11 protein-coding genes are annotated in these 13,141 nt (G+C 40.8%); 9 read left to right on the top strand and 2 right to left on the bottom strand.

Going from position 1 to position 13,141, the window contains the following annotated elements; genetic code table 11:
- Positions 1 to 109 precede the first annotated feature (109 nt).
- The 4 genes from RM553_RS16460 to RM553_RS16445 are packed head-to-tail and all read left to right on the top strand — an operon-like array spanning position 110 to position 4,461.
- Entirely contained in the window at positions 110 to 1,039 is a 930-nt protein-coding gene (locus RM553_RS16460) for an ABC transporter ATP-binding protein (protein ID WP_311536049.1), read from the top strand.
- The gene (locus tag RM553_RS16455; protein WP_311536048.1) at positions 1,032 to 2,330 is read left to right on the top strand and encodes an ABC transporter permease; all 1,299 of its coding nucleotides are present in this window, start codon (positions 1,032 to 1,034) and stop codon (positions 2,328 to 2,330) included. The genes RM553_RS16460 and RM553_RS16455 overlap by 8 nt, the downstream gene beginning before the upstream one ends.
- Before the next feature lie 6 nt (positions 2,331 to 2,336).
- Positions 2,337 to 3,275 (top strand): mechanosensitive ion channel family protein, encoded by a 939-nt coding sequence (locus RM553_RS16450; protein ID WP_311536047.1) that lies wholly within the window; start codon positions 2,337 to 2,339, stop codon positions 3,273 to 3,275.
- 19 nt (positions 3,276 to 3,294) lie between these two features.
- The gene (locus RM553_RS16445; RefSeq protein WP_311536046.1) at positions 3,295 to 4,461 is read left to right on the top strand and encodes a sigma-54-dependent transcriptional regulator; all 1,167 of its coding nucleotides are present in this window, start codon (positions 3,295 to 3,297) and stop codon (positions 4,459 to 4,461) included.
- Between the two features lie 169 nt (positions 4,462 to 4,630).
- Here the strand turns inward: RM553_RS16445 and RM553_RS16440 are convergent, their stop codons facing one another.
- On the bottom strand, positions 4,631 to 5,233 hold the full coding sequence (locus tag RM553_RS16440) for a hypothetical protein (protein ID WP_311536045.1): 603 nt from the start codon (positions 5,231 to 5,233) through the stop codon (positions 4,631 to 4,633).
- Positions 5,234 to 5,312: 79 nt separating this feature from the next.
- Between RM553_RS16440 and RM553_RS16435 the strand changes: the two genes are divergently transcribed.
- Positions 5,313 to 6,191, top strand: coding sequence for a PPK2 family polyphosphate kinase (locus RM553_RS16435; RefSeq protein ID WP_311536044.1), 879 nt, complete (start codon positions 5,313 to 5,315; stop codon positions 6,189 to 6,191).
- Positions 6,192 to 6,300: 109 nt separating this feature from the next.
- Positions 6,301 to 7,662, top strand: coding sequence for a M20/M25/M40 family metallo-hydrolase (locus tag RM553_RS16430; protein WP_432271469.1), 1,362 nt, complete (start codon positions 6,301 to 6,303; stop codon positions 7,660 to 7,662).
- 329 nt (positions 7,663 to 7,991) lie between these two features.
- Here RM553_RS16430 and RM553_RS16425 read toward each other — a convergent pair whose 3' ends face one another.
- On the bottom strand, positions 7,992 to 10,121 hold the full coding sequence (locus RM553_RS16425; protein ID WP_311536042.1) for a glucuronyl esterase domain-containing protein: 2,130 nt from the start codon (positions 10,119 to 10,121) through the stop codon (positions 7,992 to 7,994).
- Positions 10,122 to 10,886: 765 nt separating this feature from the next.
- On the opposite strand from RM553_RS16425, the gene RM553_RS16420 reads away from it, so the two are divergent.
- From RM553_RS16420 to RM553_RS16410, 3 genes are read left to right on the top strand one after another with little or no spacing between them, the layout of a single operon-like run.
- Positions 10,887 to 12,269: an MATE family efflux transporter gene (locus RM553_RS16420; RefSeq protein WP_311536078.1), complete on the top strand. Its 1,383-nt coding sequence runs from the start codon at positions 10,887 to 10,889 to the stop codon at positions 12,267 to 12,269.
- 2 nt (positions 12,270 to 12,271) lie between these two features.
- Positions 12,272 to 12,499 carry a DUF8828 family protein gene (locus tag RM553_RS16415; RefSeq protein ID WP_311536041.1) on the top strand — a complete coding sequence of 76 codons (228 nt, stop codon included), beginning with the start codon at positions 12,272 to 12,274 and terminating at the stop codon, positions 12,497 to 12,499.
- Between the two features lie 3 nt (positions 12,500 to 12,502).
- The gene (locus RM553_RS16410; RefSeq protein WP_311536040.1) at positions 12,503 to 13,066 is read left to right on the top strand and encodes a phosphatase PAP2 family protein; all 564 of its coding nucleotides are present in this window, start codon (positions 12,503 to 12,505) and stop codon (positions 13,064 to 13,066) included.
- Positions 13,067 to 13,141 lie beyond the last annotated feature (75 nt).

Raw genomic sequence — 13,141 nt, 5'->3', positions numbered from 1 at the left:
ATTGAGGGTGGGTTTTGTTTTTAAGGGGTTCCGGAATTTAGAAAGTGTTTTTAATCCCATTATCTCTCATGCTATTTCTATATCTTTACCTCATCTGGAAAATTTCTATATGGAGAATCTTTTAGTAGCGGAAAATATCTACAAACGCTTCGGAAAATTTACTGCACTTAACAACGTATCGATAACTATTCCCAGGGGTAGTGTCTTTGGATTACTGGGCCCAAACGGGGCAGGGAAAACTACTTTGCTCAGGATAATCAACCAAATTACCATGCCCGATGAAGGCAGGGTCTTCCTGGAAGGGAAACCTTTACACCCTAATGATATTGTTCATATAGGATACCTGCCTGAGGAAAGGGGGCTTTATAAGTCTATGAAAGTTGGGGAACAGGCCTTATATCTTGCACGACTTAAAGGTCTATCAAAAGCTGAAGCCAAAGAACGCCTGCAGTACTGGTTTGAGAAACTTGAAATTACCAGCTGGTGGGACAAGAAAATTCAGGAGCTTTCTAAGGGAATGGCTCAAAAAGTCCAGTTTGTGATCACCGTACTTCATAATCCCAAATTGTTGATTTTTGATGAACCTTTTAGTGGTTTTGATCCCGTGAACGCAGGAATAATCAAAAGGGAAATCCTTCAGCTAAAAGAAGAAGGCGCCACTATTCTTTTTTCCACCCACAGGATGGAAAGTGTGGAAGAGTTGTGCGACTATATGGCGCTTATCAATAAATCCAACAAATTGCTGGATGGCAAGGTATCAGACATTAAAAAGCAATATAAGTCTAATACTTACGAAATAGGAGTGGAGGTGCAGGATGAGGCTGCGTTGTTGGGAGAACTGGAGGAGAAATTTGTTTTAGGAACGGCTTATTTTAAAAGCATAAATGACGACCTAAAAGTGAGTGTGCAGTTAAAAGATGGGGAATCGCCAAACGATTTGTTGCAGTATTTAATTTCAAAAGGAAAAATTAACCATTTTGTAGAGGTAATCCCTTCGGTTAATGATATTTTTATTAAAACAGTTACTCAAAATGCGTAATCTGAAGCTTATAATTCAGCGGGAATATCTGGCAAGGGTCAGGAACAAAACTTTTATAGTGATGACTTTCCTTAGTCCGCTAATCCTGGTGGGAATGATTTTGTTGATCGCCTATCTAAGCATGCTTAACAGTAGTGAACAGCGTATTATTGGGATTCATGATGAAACAGGGCTTTTTACAGAAGAGTTTAAAGATAATGAGCAGGTGCAGTATCTGGATTTTTCTAATCTTGATTTGCAGGAGGCCAAACAAAAGGTTCTGGACCAGGAATATTATGGCCTTATCCAGATTCCCAACATTTCCAATCATGCCGATCTTGCCAAAGACGTACGTTTCTTCGGAAAAGAATCCCCGGGGATGGGCACTTTACAGAATATAGAAAAAATTATAGCCGATAAACTCACCGATCAGGAGCTTAAGGATCGCGGAATCGATACTTCCGAAATTGAAGACGCCCGGGCACAGGTAAGTGTTCAGATCCAGAATTTTTCAGGAGAACGCAGCTCGAAAATGTCCAATTACATCAAAATGTTCTTTGGCGGGGCTGCCGGATATCTGCTCATGATGTTTATCATTATTTATGGCAATATGGTGATGCGCAGTGTAATAGAGGAAAAAACAAATAGAATCATTGAAATTATAGTTTCTTCAGTAAAACCAATTCAGCTAATGCTGGGGAAAGTTATAGGAACATCCCTGGCAGGAATCACGCAGTTTAGTATCTGGGTTGTTTTGGGCGGAATTCTTTTTGCGATCCTTGCTTTCTTTTTTGGGATAGATCCGCTTACCATACAATCACCGGCCCAGGGGCAGGTAGAAGAAATGATGCAGCCCGAAGTTCAGCAGTTAATTGTGGATGTACTTAATCTTCCAATTTTAAGCCTGCTTATCTTTTTCCTTATTTTCTTTATTGGAGGCTACTTTTTATATAGCGCGATCTATGCCGCCATTGGTGCCGCGGTAGATAGCGAGACCGATACACAGCAATTTATGTTTCCGGTTATCCTGCCGTTAATGCTGGGGATTTATGTAGGCTTTTTTGCTGTTATCGAAAATCCGCATGGTACGGTTTCTACAATTTTTTCAATGATCCCCCTTACTTCCCCCATTGTTATGCTAATGCGTATTCCTTTTGGAGTGCCGTGGTGGGAACTTGGCATTTCAATTCTCATCCTTATACTTACTAATCTTGCAGTGGTATGGCTTGCCGCCAGGATCTACAGGATAGGTATCTTAATGTACGGCAAAAAAGCAAGCTATAAGGAGATTTACAAATGGCTTAAATATTAAGGAGGGATGCTGCAGTCTGGTGCACAGGAGAAAATATCAGAGGTAATAGAACAGGATATCTGGGGCGCTATAAAAGATTTCTGGGAATTTGTTCTCTTCACATATGACGTTAAGGATGGAGCTTCAGTAGAAACCATAAAAATAACCGTAGGACTTATTTTTATGGTAGTGATCTCCTTCGTGCTTACCAGTATTCTGCTGCGGGTATTAAGGTCTTTTATTTTTGGAAAATTGCTGGACGAGGATAAGATGAAGTTTATAAGCATCTTTAAATTCGTTAAGTACATCATTTACCTGGTGGTGATTCTCATTACTTTAAGTACCGCCGGGATAGATATCACCGTGGTGCTTACGGCTTCTGCAGTATTGTTTGTGGGTGTTGGACTTGCCCTGCAGGAACTGTTTCAGGACATCATTGGGGGGATTTTCATCATTATCGATAAATCGCTGTTGGTAGGTGATATTATTGAAGTAGATGGAAGGGTAGGACGGGTTTTTGAAATCAAATTAAGGACTACCCGTGCTTTAACAAGGGACGATAAAGTTATGGTAATTCCCAACCATAAGTTTATTAGTGACACCATCTACAATTACACTCAAAACCATAAAACCACCAGGGAAGCTGTAAAGGTTGGGGTGGCTTATGGAAGTGACACCCAGCTGGTACGCCAGGTGTTGCTGGAATGTGCCAAAGAACAAAAAGGAGTTCTTAAAACCCCGGAACCCTTTGTGCTTTTTGAAGATTTTGGAGATTCAGCCTTACAATTTGGCCTGCACTTCTACATTTCTGATAGTTTTGTAGATCCTAAAGTTAAAAGTGAGTTAAGATTCAATATAGATAAGAAATTCAGGCTAAATAATATTACTATTCCTTTCCCTCAGCGGGATGTACATATGTTTTACCCAAAGTCAAACCCGGAGGATACTGGTGAGGCAGATGAATAATTAAAATTGAGCAATAAATATGGCTAAGATTTTATTGATAGAAGACGAAGCGGCAATCAGGAGAGTGCTGATAAAAATTCTTACTGAAGAAAATAAAAATTATTCCGTAGAAGAAGCTGCCGATGGCCTTGAGGGAATGGAAAAAATTAAGGATGAAGATTACGATCTTGTTCTTTGTGATATCAAAATGCCTAAAATGGATGGAGTTGAAGTACTGGAATCTATCCGGAAAATCAAACCTGAAATCCCGGTGGTGATGATCTCCGGCCATGGCGACCTTGAAACTGCCGTGAATACGATGAAAATGGGCGCTTTCGACTATATTTCTAAACCGCCGGACCTAAACCGACTTCTTAATACTGTGCGTAATGCTTTAGACCGAAAAGAACTGGTGGTGGAAAATTCCAGGCTGAAGAAAAAAGTCGGCAAGAATTATGAAATGATCGGGGAATCTGAAGCCATTGTGCGGATTAAAGACCTTATAGAAAAGGTTGCCCATACCGATGCCCGTGTGCTTATTACCGGCCCAAACGGAACAGGAAAAGAACTCGTGGCCCATTGGCTGCATCAAAAGAGTGAACGTTCAAAAGGTCCTATGATTGAGGTAAATTGCGCTGCAATCCCTTCAGAATTGATTGAGAGTGAACTCTTTGGGCATGTAAAGGGAGCATTTACTTCAGCAAATAAAGACCGTGCCGGTAAATTTGAAGCGGCTAATGGCGGTACCATTTTCCTGGATGAAATTGGGGATATGAGCCTTTCTGCCCAGGCCAAGGTCCTGCGGGCACTTCAGGAAAATAAAATTTCCAGGGTGGGAAGTGACAAGGACATTAAGGTAGATGTTCGGGTAGTCGCGGCTACCAACAAAGACCTTAAGGCCGAAATAGATGATAATAAATTCCGGGAAGATCTTTACCACCGTTTAGCGGTAATTCTTATTCAGGTACCGGCGCTTAATGAGCGAAAGGAGGATATCCCGCTATTGGTAGAACATTTCAGCGCTAAAATTGCCAGTGAACAAGGCACCAATAAAAAAGAATTTACCGCAGAAGCACTGGAAATTTTAAAAGAATATGACTGGCGCGGGAATGTGAGGGAATTGCGGAATGTAGTGGAACGCCTTATTATATTGGGCGGGGAAAAAGTGACCGCAGAAGATGTAAACCTTTTCGCGAGTAAGTTTTAGAAAGTGGAGAGGAAGTGAGAAGTGAGAAGTGAGAAGTCTTTTAAAAAACTTCTTAAAGTAAGATTTAAATATTAATTTCAGACAACAGACAACAGACAACAGACAACAGACAACAGACAACAGACAACAGACAACAGAAAGCCTATAGCTCAAAACCTGATGTTTTTTACTACTCTACTTTCTTCACATTATCCGGAACATACCTTAAAAAGTACATGGTGTCCCCGCTGGGGTGCTGCCAGGTGTGGAAAAGTTCAAATCCAAACCGTTGATAAACTACCGCGTTTTTTCTAATACGCGTTTCAGCATAAAGAGGAATTTGATACTCCCGGGCCTGGCGGTAAAATTCATCTTTCATAGATTTTCCCACCTGCGTATCGGCACCACGGGAATCGGGAAGGATTCCCCAAAACCAGCAATAAAGATATTGTCCTTTTTGAGGGCGCTGTTTTTTGATGTAATTCTGGTTCTTGAGGATTTTATAAGCGTTTTTCACGCCTGTAACGTTCCATACAAGTCCTATTTCCTGCCATAAATCTTTCCAGAAAGATTCTTCTTTTCTGCTTGTTTTAAAAAGAATGGCAATGCCTTTTCGATTTTCAGAAATGATAAGGGCATCTTTTTCTATGGCTTTTTCTACCATATAAGTGGCCAGATACCTGAACCTGCGTTCCCTGTCTTTTCCTTTTTTAACGATATCCATTGAAGAAGGAACCTCTTTAAGCAGGAGGCTTACCTTTTCAATAATTTCTTCTTTTTCTTGTGGATTCAAGCTGACGTTCTTTTGCCGCGAAGATAAAAAAAATAAGTCTCCCAAAGATTGTATATTTAGGATTCCAAGCTTTTACAATATGAAAGATGTCGATTTAAATAAATTCAAAATAACAGATTCCGTTCAGCTGGAATCTTTACCCACCGCTCTCGAAGATCAACCTGAAAAACATGAATTAAAAAAAGCGCTGAAAGCCACCCGCAAGAAAATGGCAGACTGGCAGGATAAGTTGTATGCCCATAACCGCTATGCCGTGCTGGTTTGCCTGCAGGGAATGGACACGGCGGGGAAAGACAGCCTTGTAAGGGAGGTTTTTAAAGGTTTTAACAGCCGGGGAGTTGTGGTGCACAGTTTTAAGACCCCAACTTCGCGGGAACTGAAACATGATTTTTTATGGAGGCATTATTGCGCCCTTCCGGAGAGAGGGAAATTTGGGGTTTTCAACAGGACGCATTACGAAAATGTTTTGGTCACCAAGGTTCATCCCGAATATATCCTGAATGAGCGCCTTCCGGGAGTAACTTCTATTAATGATATTAATGAGAACTTCTGGAAAAGGAGATATGAGGAAATACATAATTTCGAAAAGCATATTAGCCGCAACGGCATTATTGTATTTAAATTTTTCCTGAATATTTCAAAAGAAGAGCAAAGGCAGCGACTCTTAAGAAGGCTTAGAAAACCAAATAAAAACTGGAAATTTTCTCCCGGTGATCTGGAGGAAAGAAAGCTATGGGATGCTTATCGCAGCAGTTATGAAGAAGCCATAAATAACACGGCTACTAAAGATTTACCCTGGTATGTGATCCCGGCAGACAGCAAGCATGCGGCACGTTATCTGGTTGCCAGAATCATGCAGGAGAAGCTGGAAACTTACCAGGAAGTACAGGAGCCAAGTCTGCCGCCGGATATTTTGGAAAATTTAGATGATTACCGGAGGCAACTGGAAAAAGAATAATCTTTATCTTCCCGCCAAAATCTAATTCACTTAACTGAGATCAAGAATAATGAAAAGAATTTTTTTAACCGTACTGGTTTTTCTTAGCGCACATTCCGCTTTTTCACAAATGAAGGCTGAAGAAGCAGATTCTTTAATGCTGCGCAAAATTTATGATATGTCCCTCCTGAATGGGAAAAGTTATGACTGGCTGGATTACCTCTCCAATAAAATTGGTGGCAGGCTTTCAGGTTCTTACCAGGCACAGCAGGCGGTGGAATATACCAAAGCGCAACTGGAAGAATTAGGACTGGATAAAGTATGGTTACAACCGGTTATGGTGCCAAAGTGGACCCGTGGAGCCAAAGAGTTTGCTTACGTGCAAACCTCTCCCGGGGTGACCAAAAACGTAAATATAGCCGCTTTGGGCGGTTCAGTGGCAACACCAGCAGGAGGTACAAAAGCCCGGGTAATTGAAGTGCAGGGGATAGAAGATCTTGAACGCTATGGTAAAGAACAAATACAGGGAAAAATTGTCTTTTTTAACCGTCCTATGCGGGCAGATCTGATAAATACATTCGAAGCTTATGGCGGATGTGTGGACCAACGTTATTCCGGTGCGGCAGAAGCGGCAAAATATGGCGCTGTTGGGGTGATTGTGCGCTCCATGAATTTAAGAATGGACGATTTTCCTCATACAGGTTCTATGGGTTATGGTGATACTCCTGTTTCCAAAAGGATTCCTGCCGCGGCTATAAGCACAAATGATGCATCTTACCTTAGCGGAATTCTTAAAATGAACAAAGATCTTGAGTTCTACTATAAATTAAATTGTGAACAGCATGAAGATGTACAATCCTATAATGTAATAGGGGAAATCACCGGAAGCGAAAATCCTGAAGAAATAATGGTGGTTGGCGGCCATCTGGATTCCTGGGACCTGGGAGATGGTTCCCATGATGATGGTGCAGGCGTGGTACAGTCTATGGAAGTGTTGAGGCTTTTTAAGGAAGTTGGATATAAACCCAGGAAAACCCTGCGCGTGGTTTTGTTTATGAATGAAGAAAACGGACTTCGTGGCGGAAAAAAATATGCTGAAGTTGCCAAAACAAAAGGAGAACATCATGTTTTTGCCCTGGAAAGTGACTCCGGAGGTTTCACCCCCCGCGGATTTTCTTTTGATGCCGATAAAGCCCAGTTTGCACAAATCCTTAGTTGGCAGGAACTTTTTAAGCCTTACCTGATCCACTATTTTGAACTGGGAGAGAGTGGGGCCGATGTTGGACCTTTAAAAGAAGGCGATGTGGTACTGGCAGGATTGCGCCCGGATTCACAGCGCTATTTTGATTATCACCATGCCGCTAACGATACTTTCGAAGAAGTAAATAAAAGGGAGTTGGAACTTGGCGCGGCCACAATGGCTTCCCTGGTTTATCTTGTAGATAATCATGGTTTAAAGCAAATAAATACAGCAAAGAAAGAGAAGATGTAGTTTATTTTGTACAGATAAATCTTTTAATTATTTACGGCATTATTGTTTATATTTTTCGCTGTGCCAAAAGCTCCATAAATATCGATTCATCTTTTAAAGTTGAAGTTTTAATGCTTTCTGCTAATATTAAAAATGACCACCTAATTTCTTAGATGGTCATTTTACTATGCGACAATCGGTCAGTTAGTTCTTCTTTTTATAAAATTTTACAAATCATAAGCTTTAGATCAGCCAGCTAAAAGTATCCGTACTATCATCCGGTTTTATCATTTGCTTTGTTGCTGGAGAATAGAATATCTGACTACACGCATTCCATTTCAATTCCTTGATTATGATGAAGGAGGTAAAACAGGATCGTTTGTTCCCCACCATTCATACCAGCGTTCATAATCTAATTCAGGATAAGGATTAACGGTAATATCTGTATTTACACCATTGTTGCCTAGAAGAAACTTTTCAACAAAGGCTTCTATTGCGGGACGCTGTGTATCTGGTATTGCACAATGATTGTGCCCGCCATCGATATAAAATCCAAGTCTATCAGCTATTCCAAATTCTTTATAAACTTCACGAGCAGCTCTTGCCGATACATATGCAGAAGGATTGGCTAACCATTCAAAGGAAGTATTACCAGTAACTAGTAATGCTCTGGGGGCTACCAACGCCATAAGTTCATGATGGTCATATGGCAGTCTATTGACATCACTTGAAAATTCCCGCATACTATCCCGGAACCAGTCATAACTTGTTCTACCTAAAGTTTCCACATTACCTAAAGTCTCAGAAACCCTCCAGGCAGGAGCACCTCCTCCTCCGGATTCCTGTGCAATAGTAAGGGCAATACGTTCATCAAAAGCACCTGCGAATAAGGCCATTTTCCCAGCGTAGGAGCATCCGGTTACAGCTATATGATCTAAATCAATGGGCAGTGAGGATTGAACTAATTCCAGGCCATCAATAATACGGCTAACTCCCCAAACCCAGGCACTGTATTGTCCTGTATTTTCCAAATTGTGTTCTGGATAAAGTTGAAAAAATGGATCAGATAACTGAGGATTATAATAGGTTGTTACCTGATTATGGTTATACCTGATTCTGGCTACATTGTTATCAGTGAAAATATCGGAAGGAATACTTCCATTAGGACTGTTCATTCCAATTACAGCCGGAAACGGTCCATTACCCGAAGGGAGTAAAACTTGAGAGGTAAGTGTTATAGTCTTACCATTAACAGTAACATTTACGGTAAGCGTTTCATTATCATAACTGGCTGTAATGTTTTCTGGCCGCTCAGGTATTGTTCCTATTTCATACTGTTCAATTTCTGCTTTAATTTCTTCCCTGCGTCTTTCCCAGTCCCCAAAATCTGTAGAACGACCATTACCATCAGCCCATGCAAAAGGATCGGTTAATGGTTCTACAACAGGCAGTTCACCAAATTGAGGCAATGCTTCATCAAACAACATCGGTACGTCCTCCATATTGCAGTAGCCATACTTAAAATGATAGTAATCAGCATTATCTTCGCCGTCAAATAAAGCACGAACATCATCATCGGTAATCACTCCGCTTCTAATTAAACGGGCATCAGCCTCGTATGCATCAGAATTCATAAGCCTGATTTCTACGTAGTATTGATCTTCTCCGCTTCTATCCGGCAAAGGAAGACATAAAGGATCGGCATAATAATCACCATCATTATTCATTCCTACCTCATTCATGATATTGTTTTGAAGTACCTCTCCCCTGGGATTGTCAGGATCACCACTGTAGGACCAGACATCTGCACTGAAATGTGCAGGAAAATGCCTGCCGTTTTCATCGCAATAATTTCCAAAAATACAAAAGTCAATCACCTGGCTTTGTTCTATATCGAAAAAGAGGTAGCCATACTGGTTAACCATGCGGTTATCATAACACAGTACATCTACATCTACATATTTCTTTACTCCGGCCCCAAGGGAAATATCCAAGGGTAAAGGATTTTCCACAAAATTGGCATAATCATCAGTTCCTTCTAAATCACGGGGAGCGATCCAGAGGGTGTTGCCATTTTCATCCATAACTGTAAAATATTCCAGAGTATAAGTACCCGGACTTAGTTCCAAATCTGGAGATGCTTCAGTAAAGTAATTGTCAACTCCATCCCCATCATAGTCGGCGGGAGTAGGGCTTAGTTGCACCATTAAAGGATTTTCATCATCTCCCACAATCCATTCTCCGTCCTGAGAAAGGGCAACTTCAACATAGACAGGAATACCTTCACTACATTCCGGAAGGTCTTCCAGGGCCTGCTTTAAATCTGGCTTTCTGCTAACAAGATCATTGAGTAATGCACCAAAGGAAATACTAGCCTTGTCGGGGCTAAGATCATTTCCCGGTTTGTCATCCTTACTACAGAAGGTGAAGAGCAAAGTTGACAGTAATAAAAAAACCACGTAATACCTAAAGTTTTTCATAATTTAAAGGTTATTGATTAATATTAATTTTGATTCAATCTTTCAAACCATAATAAAATCCGTAGGTACATTATAATCACATAGTTCCGTCAAGGCCTGCGCTGGTGCCAATGTTGATCTACTTTACTAAAATGATTGCTCTGGATACAGGGGCCGTTCCATTGGTGACTTCATGGGCTGTCAATTTAGGCGAAATTGAAACTCAAAATGAATTAAAGTTTTTTCATGAACGCCTTGTGGGGAATTAATGAGGTGTAATGTTATATTCATATTATTAGGTTCTAAAATATGTGAGATTTATAATTAAACCGGAAAAATTTGTGATATCCTAAATGTAAATAAATTATTGATCGAACGCAATCGGTTGCGTTAAAAATCCATCTGTATTTTTTATTTTAACACTTTATGAGTTTTATATAAGGTTTAATTAACTGAAAATCAATTATTTATTTAAATAAGGCTATAACGGAAACGATTGATTGAAAAATCCTACGTTAACTCATTAATTCACTTATTTTTCCAATTATACTCCAAAAGACTTAGGAGTGTTTTCTCTCTGAAGTAAAATAGAAGACAATAAAGATTCCGTTAATTAATTCTTGAAAATAATACTTTTTGTTAGTGCATTCCCATTGACATTTTGAAGTTAAAACTGGGAGTTAATATTTTTCTCAGATAAGGTTTTCCTCAAGGAAAATTTCAAATAGATTATAATTTTTAAGCAGGGAAAACCTCCTATCTTTGCACTCCAAAAAAATCAAGCGCTTGCAATTATCGGCTTACACTAAAGAATTTCCTAAAAACCTGAAGCTGGCCTTTCCGGTTATGTTGGGCCAGTTAGGGCATGTAATGGTAGGTTTGGTGGATAACCTGATGATTGGTCGGCTGGGAGCGGCGCCTCTGGCAGCGGTTTCTTTGGGAAACAGCCTTGTATTTATAGCCTTGTCCCTCGGGATTGGCTTTTCTTTCGCCATTACACCACTTATTGCTGAAGCAGATGGGGCAGGAGATATCGAAAAAGGAAGAAGCTATTTTCACCACGGGATCATTCTTTGTGGCATAAACGGCATCCTTCTGTTTTTACTGCTGCTCTTGGCAAAGCCGATTTTATATTATTTAGACCAACCGCCGGAAGTAGTGGAACTGGCCATTCCTTACCTTGAAATTGTGGCTTTTTCCATGCTGCCTTTAATGCTTTTTCAGGCTTTTAAGCAATTCGCCGATGGGCTTTCCCAAACAAAATATTCCATGTATGCCACTTTGCTCAGCAACGTGGTAAACGTGGTTTTTAATTATATCCTTATTTATGGGTTCTGGATCTTTCCAAGGCTGGAACTGGAAGGCGCGGCCATTGGCACCTTGATTTCCAGGTTTTTTATGCTGTGGTTTATCTGGGAAATCTTGAAGCGCAGGAAGAAATTCGCCGGTTATTTTAAATGGACTAAAAAGGAATTTTTAAAGGCAGGGGTATTCCGAAGGTTACTGGAGCTGGGATTTCCGACCGCCCTGCAGATGTTTTTTGAAGTGGCCATCTTCACCGCTACGGTATTTCTTGCGGGGCAGCTGGGCACCAATCCTCAGGCGGCAAATCAAATTGCCCTTAACCTTGCTTCCATGACGTTTATGGTTGCGGTGGGGCTGGGGGTTACCGCCACCATAAGAGTGGGAAACCAGAAAGGGCTTGGGCATTTTAAAGACTTACGAAGAATAGCCCTGTCTACGTTTTTGCTGATATTCCTTATAGAAGCCGTTTTTGCCCTGGGTTTTATTTTGCTGAAAAATATACTGCCCACCTTTTATATAGATAATGCCGAGGTTGTTTTTCTTGCAGCCCAGCTATTGGTTGTAGCGGCATTGTTCCAGTTAAGCGATGGGCTGCAGGTGGTAATCCTTGGGGCTTTAAGAGGCCTTCAGGATGTGCGGATTCCCACCGTAATCTGTTTTATTTCATACTGGATCATCGGTTTTCCCGTTTCCTGGTATTTTGGCGGAGAGGAAAGATTGGGCAGTATGGGAATATGGCTGGGGTTGCTCGCAGGCTTGACTTCTTCAGCATTAATGTTGTATTTTAGGTTCGCTTACCTGAGTAAAAGATTGATATTGAGTAAATTTAACCCGAAATTGGGAACAAACATAAATCAAAATTAAACATGGATTTTCCAAAATTTCTGCTTGGTGATAATACCGATTATCCCGATGCTGTTTTTATTGTTCATACTGAATTTCCCCGCTTTATTATCAACCTTGAAAATGATGAGGTAGAATGGCTGGAGGATTTTGATGCCAGCGACGAGGAAGAACTGGCAAATGAAGCCGAATCTTTAATTGAGCAGGCCAGTGCTTTTTACGACCGGGAAGTAAGCCGTTACGAAGAGTAGGAGATGGAAGAATTGATAAGGCTGGACCATGAAGTGTTTTTATTCCTTAACAATCTGGGAACACCGGCCTGGGATGGTTTCTGGCGTGCTATCAGCAATAAATTTACCGGTATTCCATTATACATACTTCTAATTTATTTGCTCTACCGCAACTTTGGATGGAAAAATACGGTGCTCAGCGTTCTGGTAATCGCGCTTTTGATAACTTCTACAGATCAGCTGGCCAATCTTTTTAAAGATGGCTTCCAAAGGCTAAGGCCTTGCCGGCAGGAAGGAATCATGGAGCAGGCCCGTTTTGTGGCGGTGCGCTGTGGCAGCTATGGCTATTTTTCGGCACATGCGTCTAATTCCATGGGAGTGGCCGTTTTTTTGATTCTTCTGTTCAGGGGCATTTATAAAAAGTGGATTTACCTTATCCTCCTCTGGCCGTTGCTCGCCTCGTATAGTCGTATTTACCTGGGGGTTCATTATCCGGCCGATATACTTACGGGAATGACGATAGGAGGCATATTGGGCTATATTTATTATTTATTTCATCTTTTTCTGCGGAAGAAATTTCGCGTATAACCACTGCTGCAGGTTTTATATGGAAGTTTTGGAATAAATATCCGAGGTTTTATAAGGATAGGCTGAAGGAGCCTG

The organism is Autumnicola tepida (assembly GCF_031846485.1).
GTDB lineage: Bacteria > Bacteroidota > Bacteroidia > Flavobacteriales > Flavobacteriaceae > Autumnicola > Autumnicola tepida.
The sequence above is the reverse complement of the archived record's forward strand: the minus strand, read 5'-3'. Positions and strand labels throughout refer to the sequence as shown.

Coding starts and splice junctions, on each gene's coding strand:
- RM553_RS16410 (WP_311536040.1), top strand. CDS start 12,503: ATGGAAGAATTGATAAGGCTGGACCATGAAGTGTTTTTATTCCTTAAC.
- RM553_RS16415 (WP_311536041.1), top strand. CDS start 12,272: ATGGATTTTCCAAAATTTCTGCTTGGTGATAATACCGATTATCCCGAT.
- RM553_RS16430 (WP_432271469.1), top strand. CDS start 6,301: ATGAAGGCTGAAGAAGCAGATTCTTTAATGCTGCGCAAAATTTATGAT.
- RM553_RS16460 (WP_311536049.1), top strand. CDS start 110: ATGGAGAATCTTTTAGTAGCGGAAAATATCTACAAACGCTTCGGAAAA.
- RM553_RS16425 (WP_311536042.1), bottom strand. CDS start 10,121: ATGAAAAACTTTAGGTATTACGTGGTTTTTTTATTACTGTCAACTTTG.
- RM553_RS16445 (WP_311536046.1), top strand. CDS start 3,295: ATGGCTAAGATTTTATTGATAGAAGACGAAGCGGCAATCAGGAGAGTG.
- RM553_RS16455 (WP_311536048.1), top strand. CDS start 1,032: ATGCGTAATCTGAAGCTTATAATTCAGCGGGAATATCTGGCAAGGGTC.
- RM553_RS16450 (WP_311536047.1), top strand. CDS start 2,337: ATGCTGCAGTCTGGTGCACAGGAGAAAATATCAGAGGTAATAGAACAG.
- RM553_RS16435 (WP_311536044.1), top strand. CDS start 5,313: ATGAAAGATGTCGATTTAAATAAATTCAAAATAACAGATTCCGTTCAG.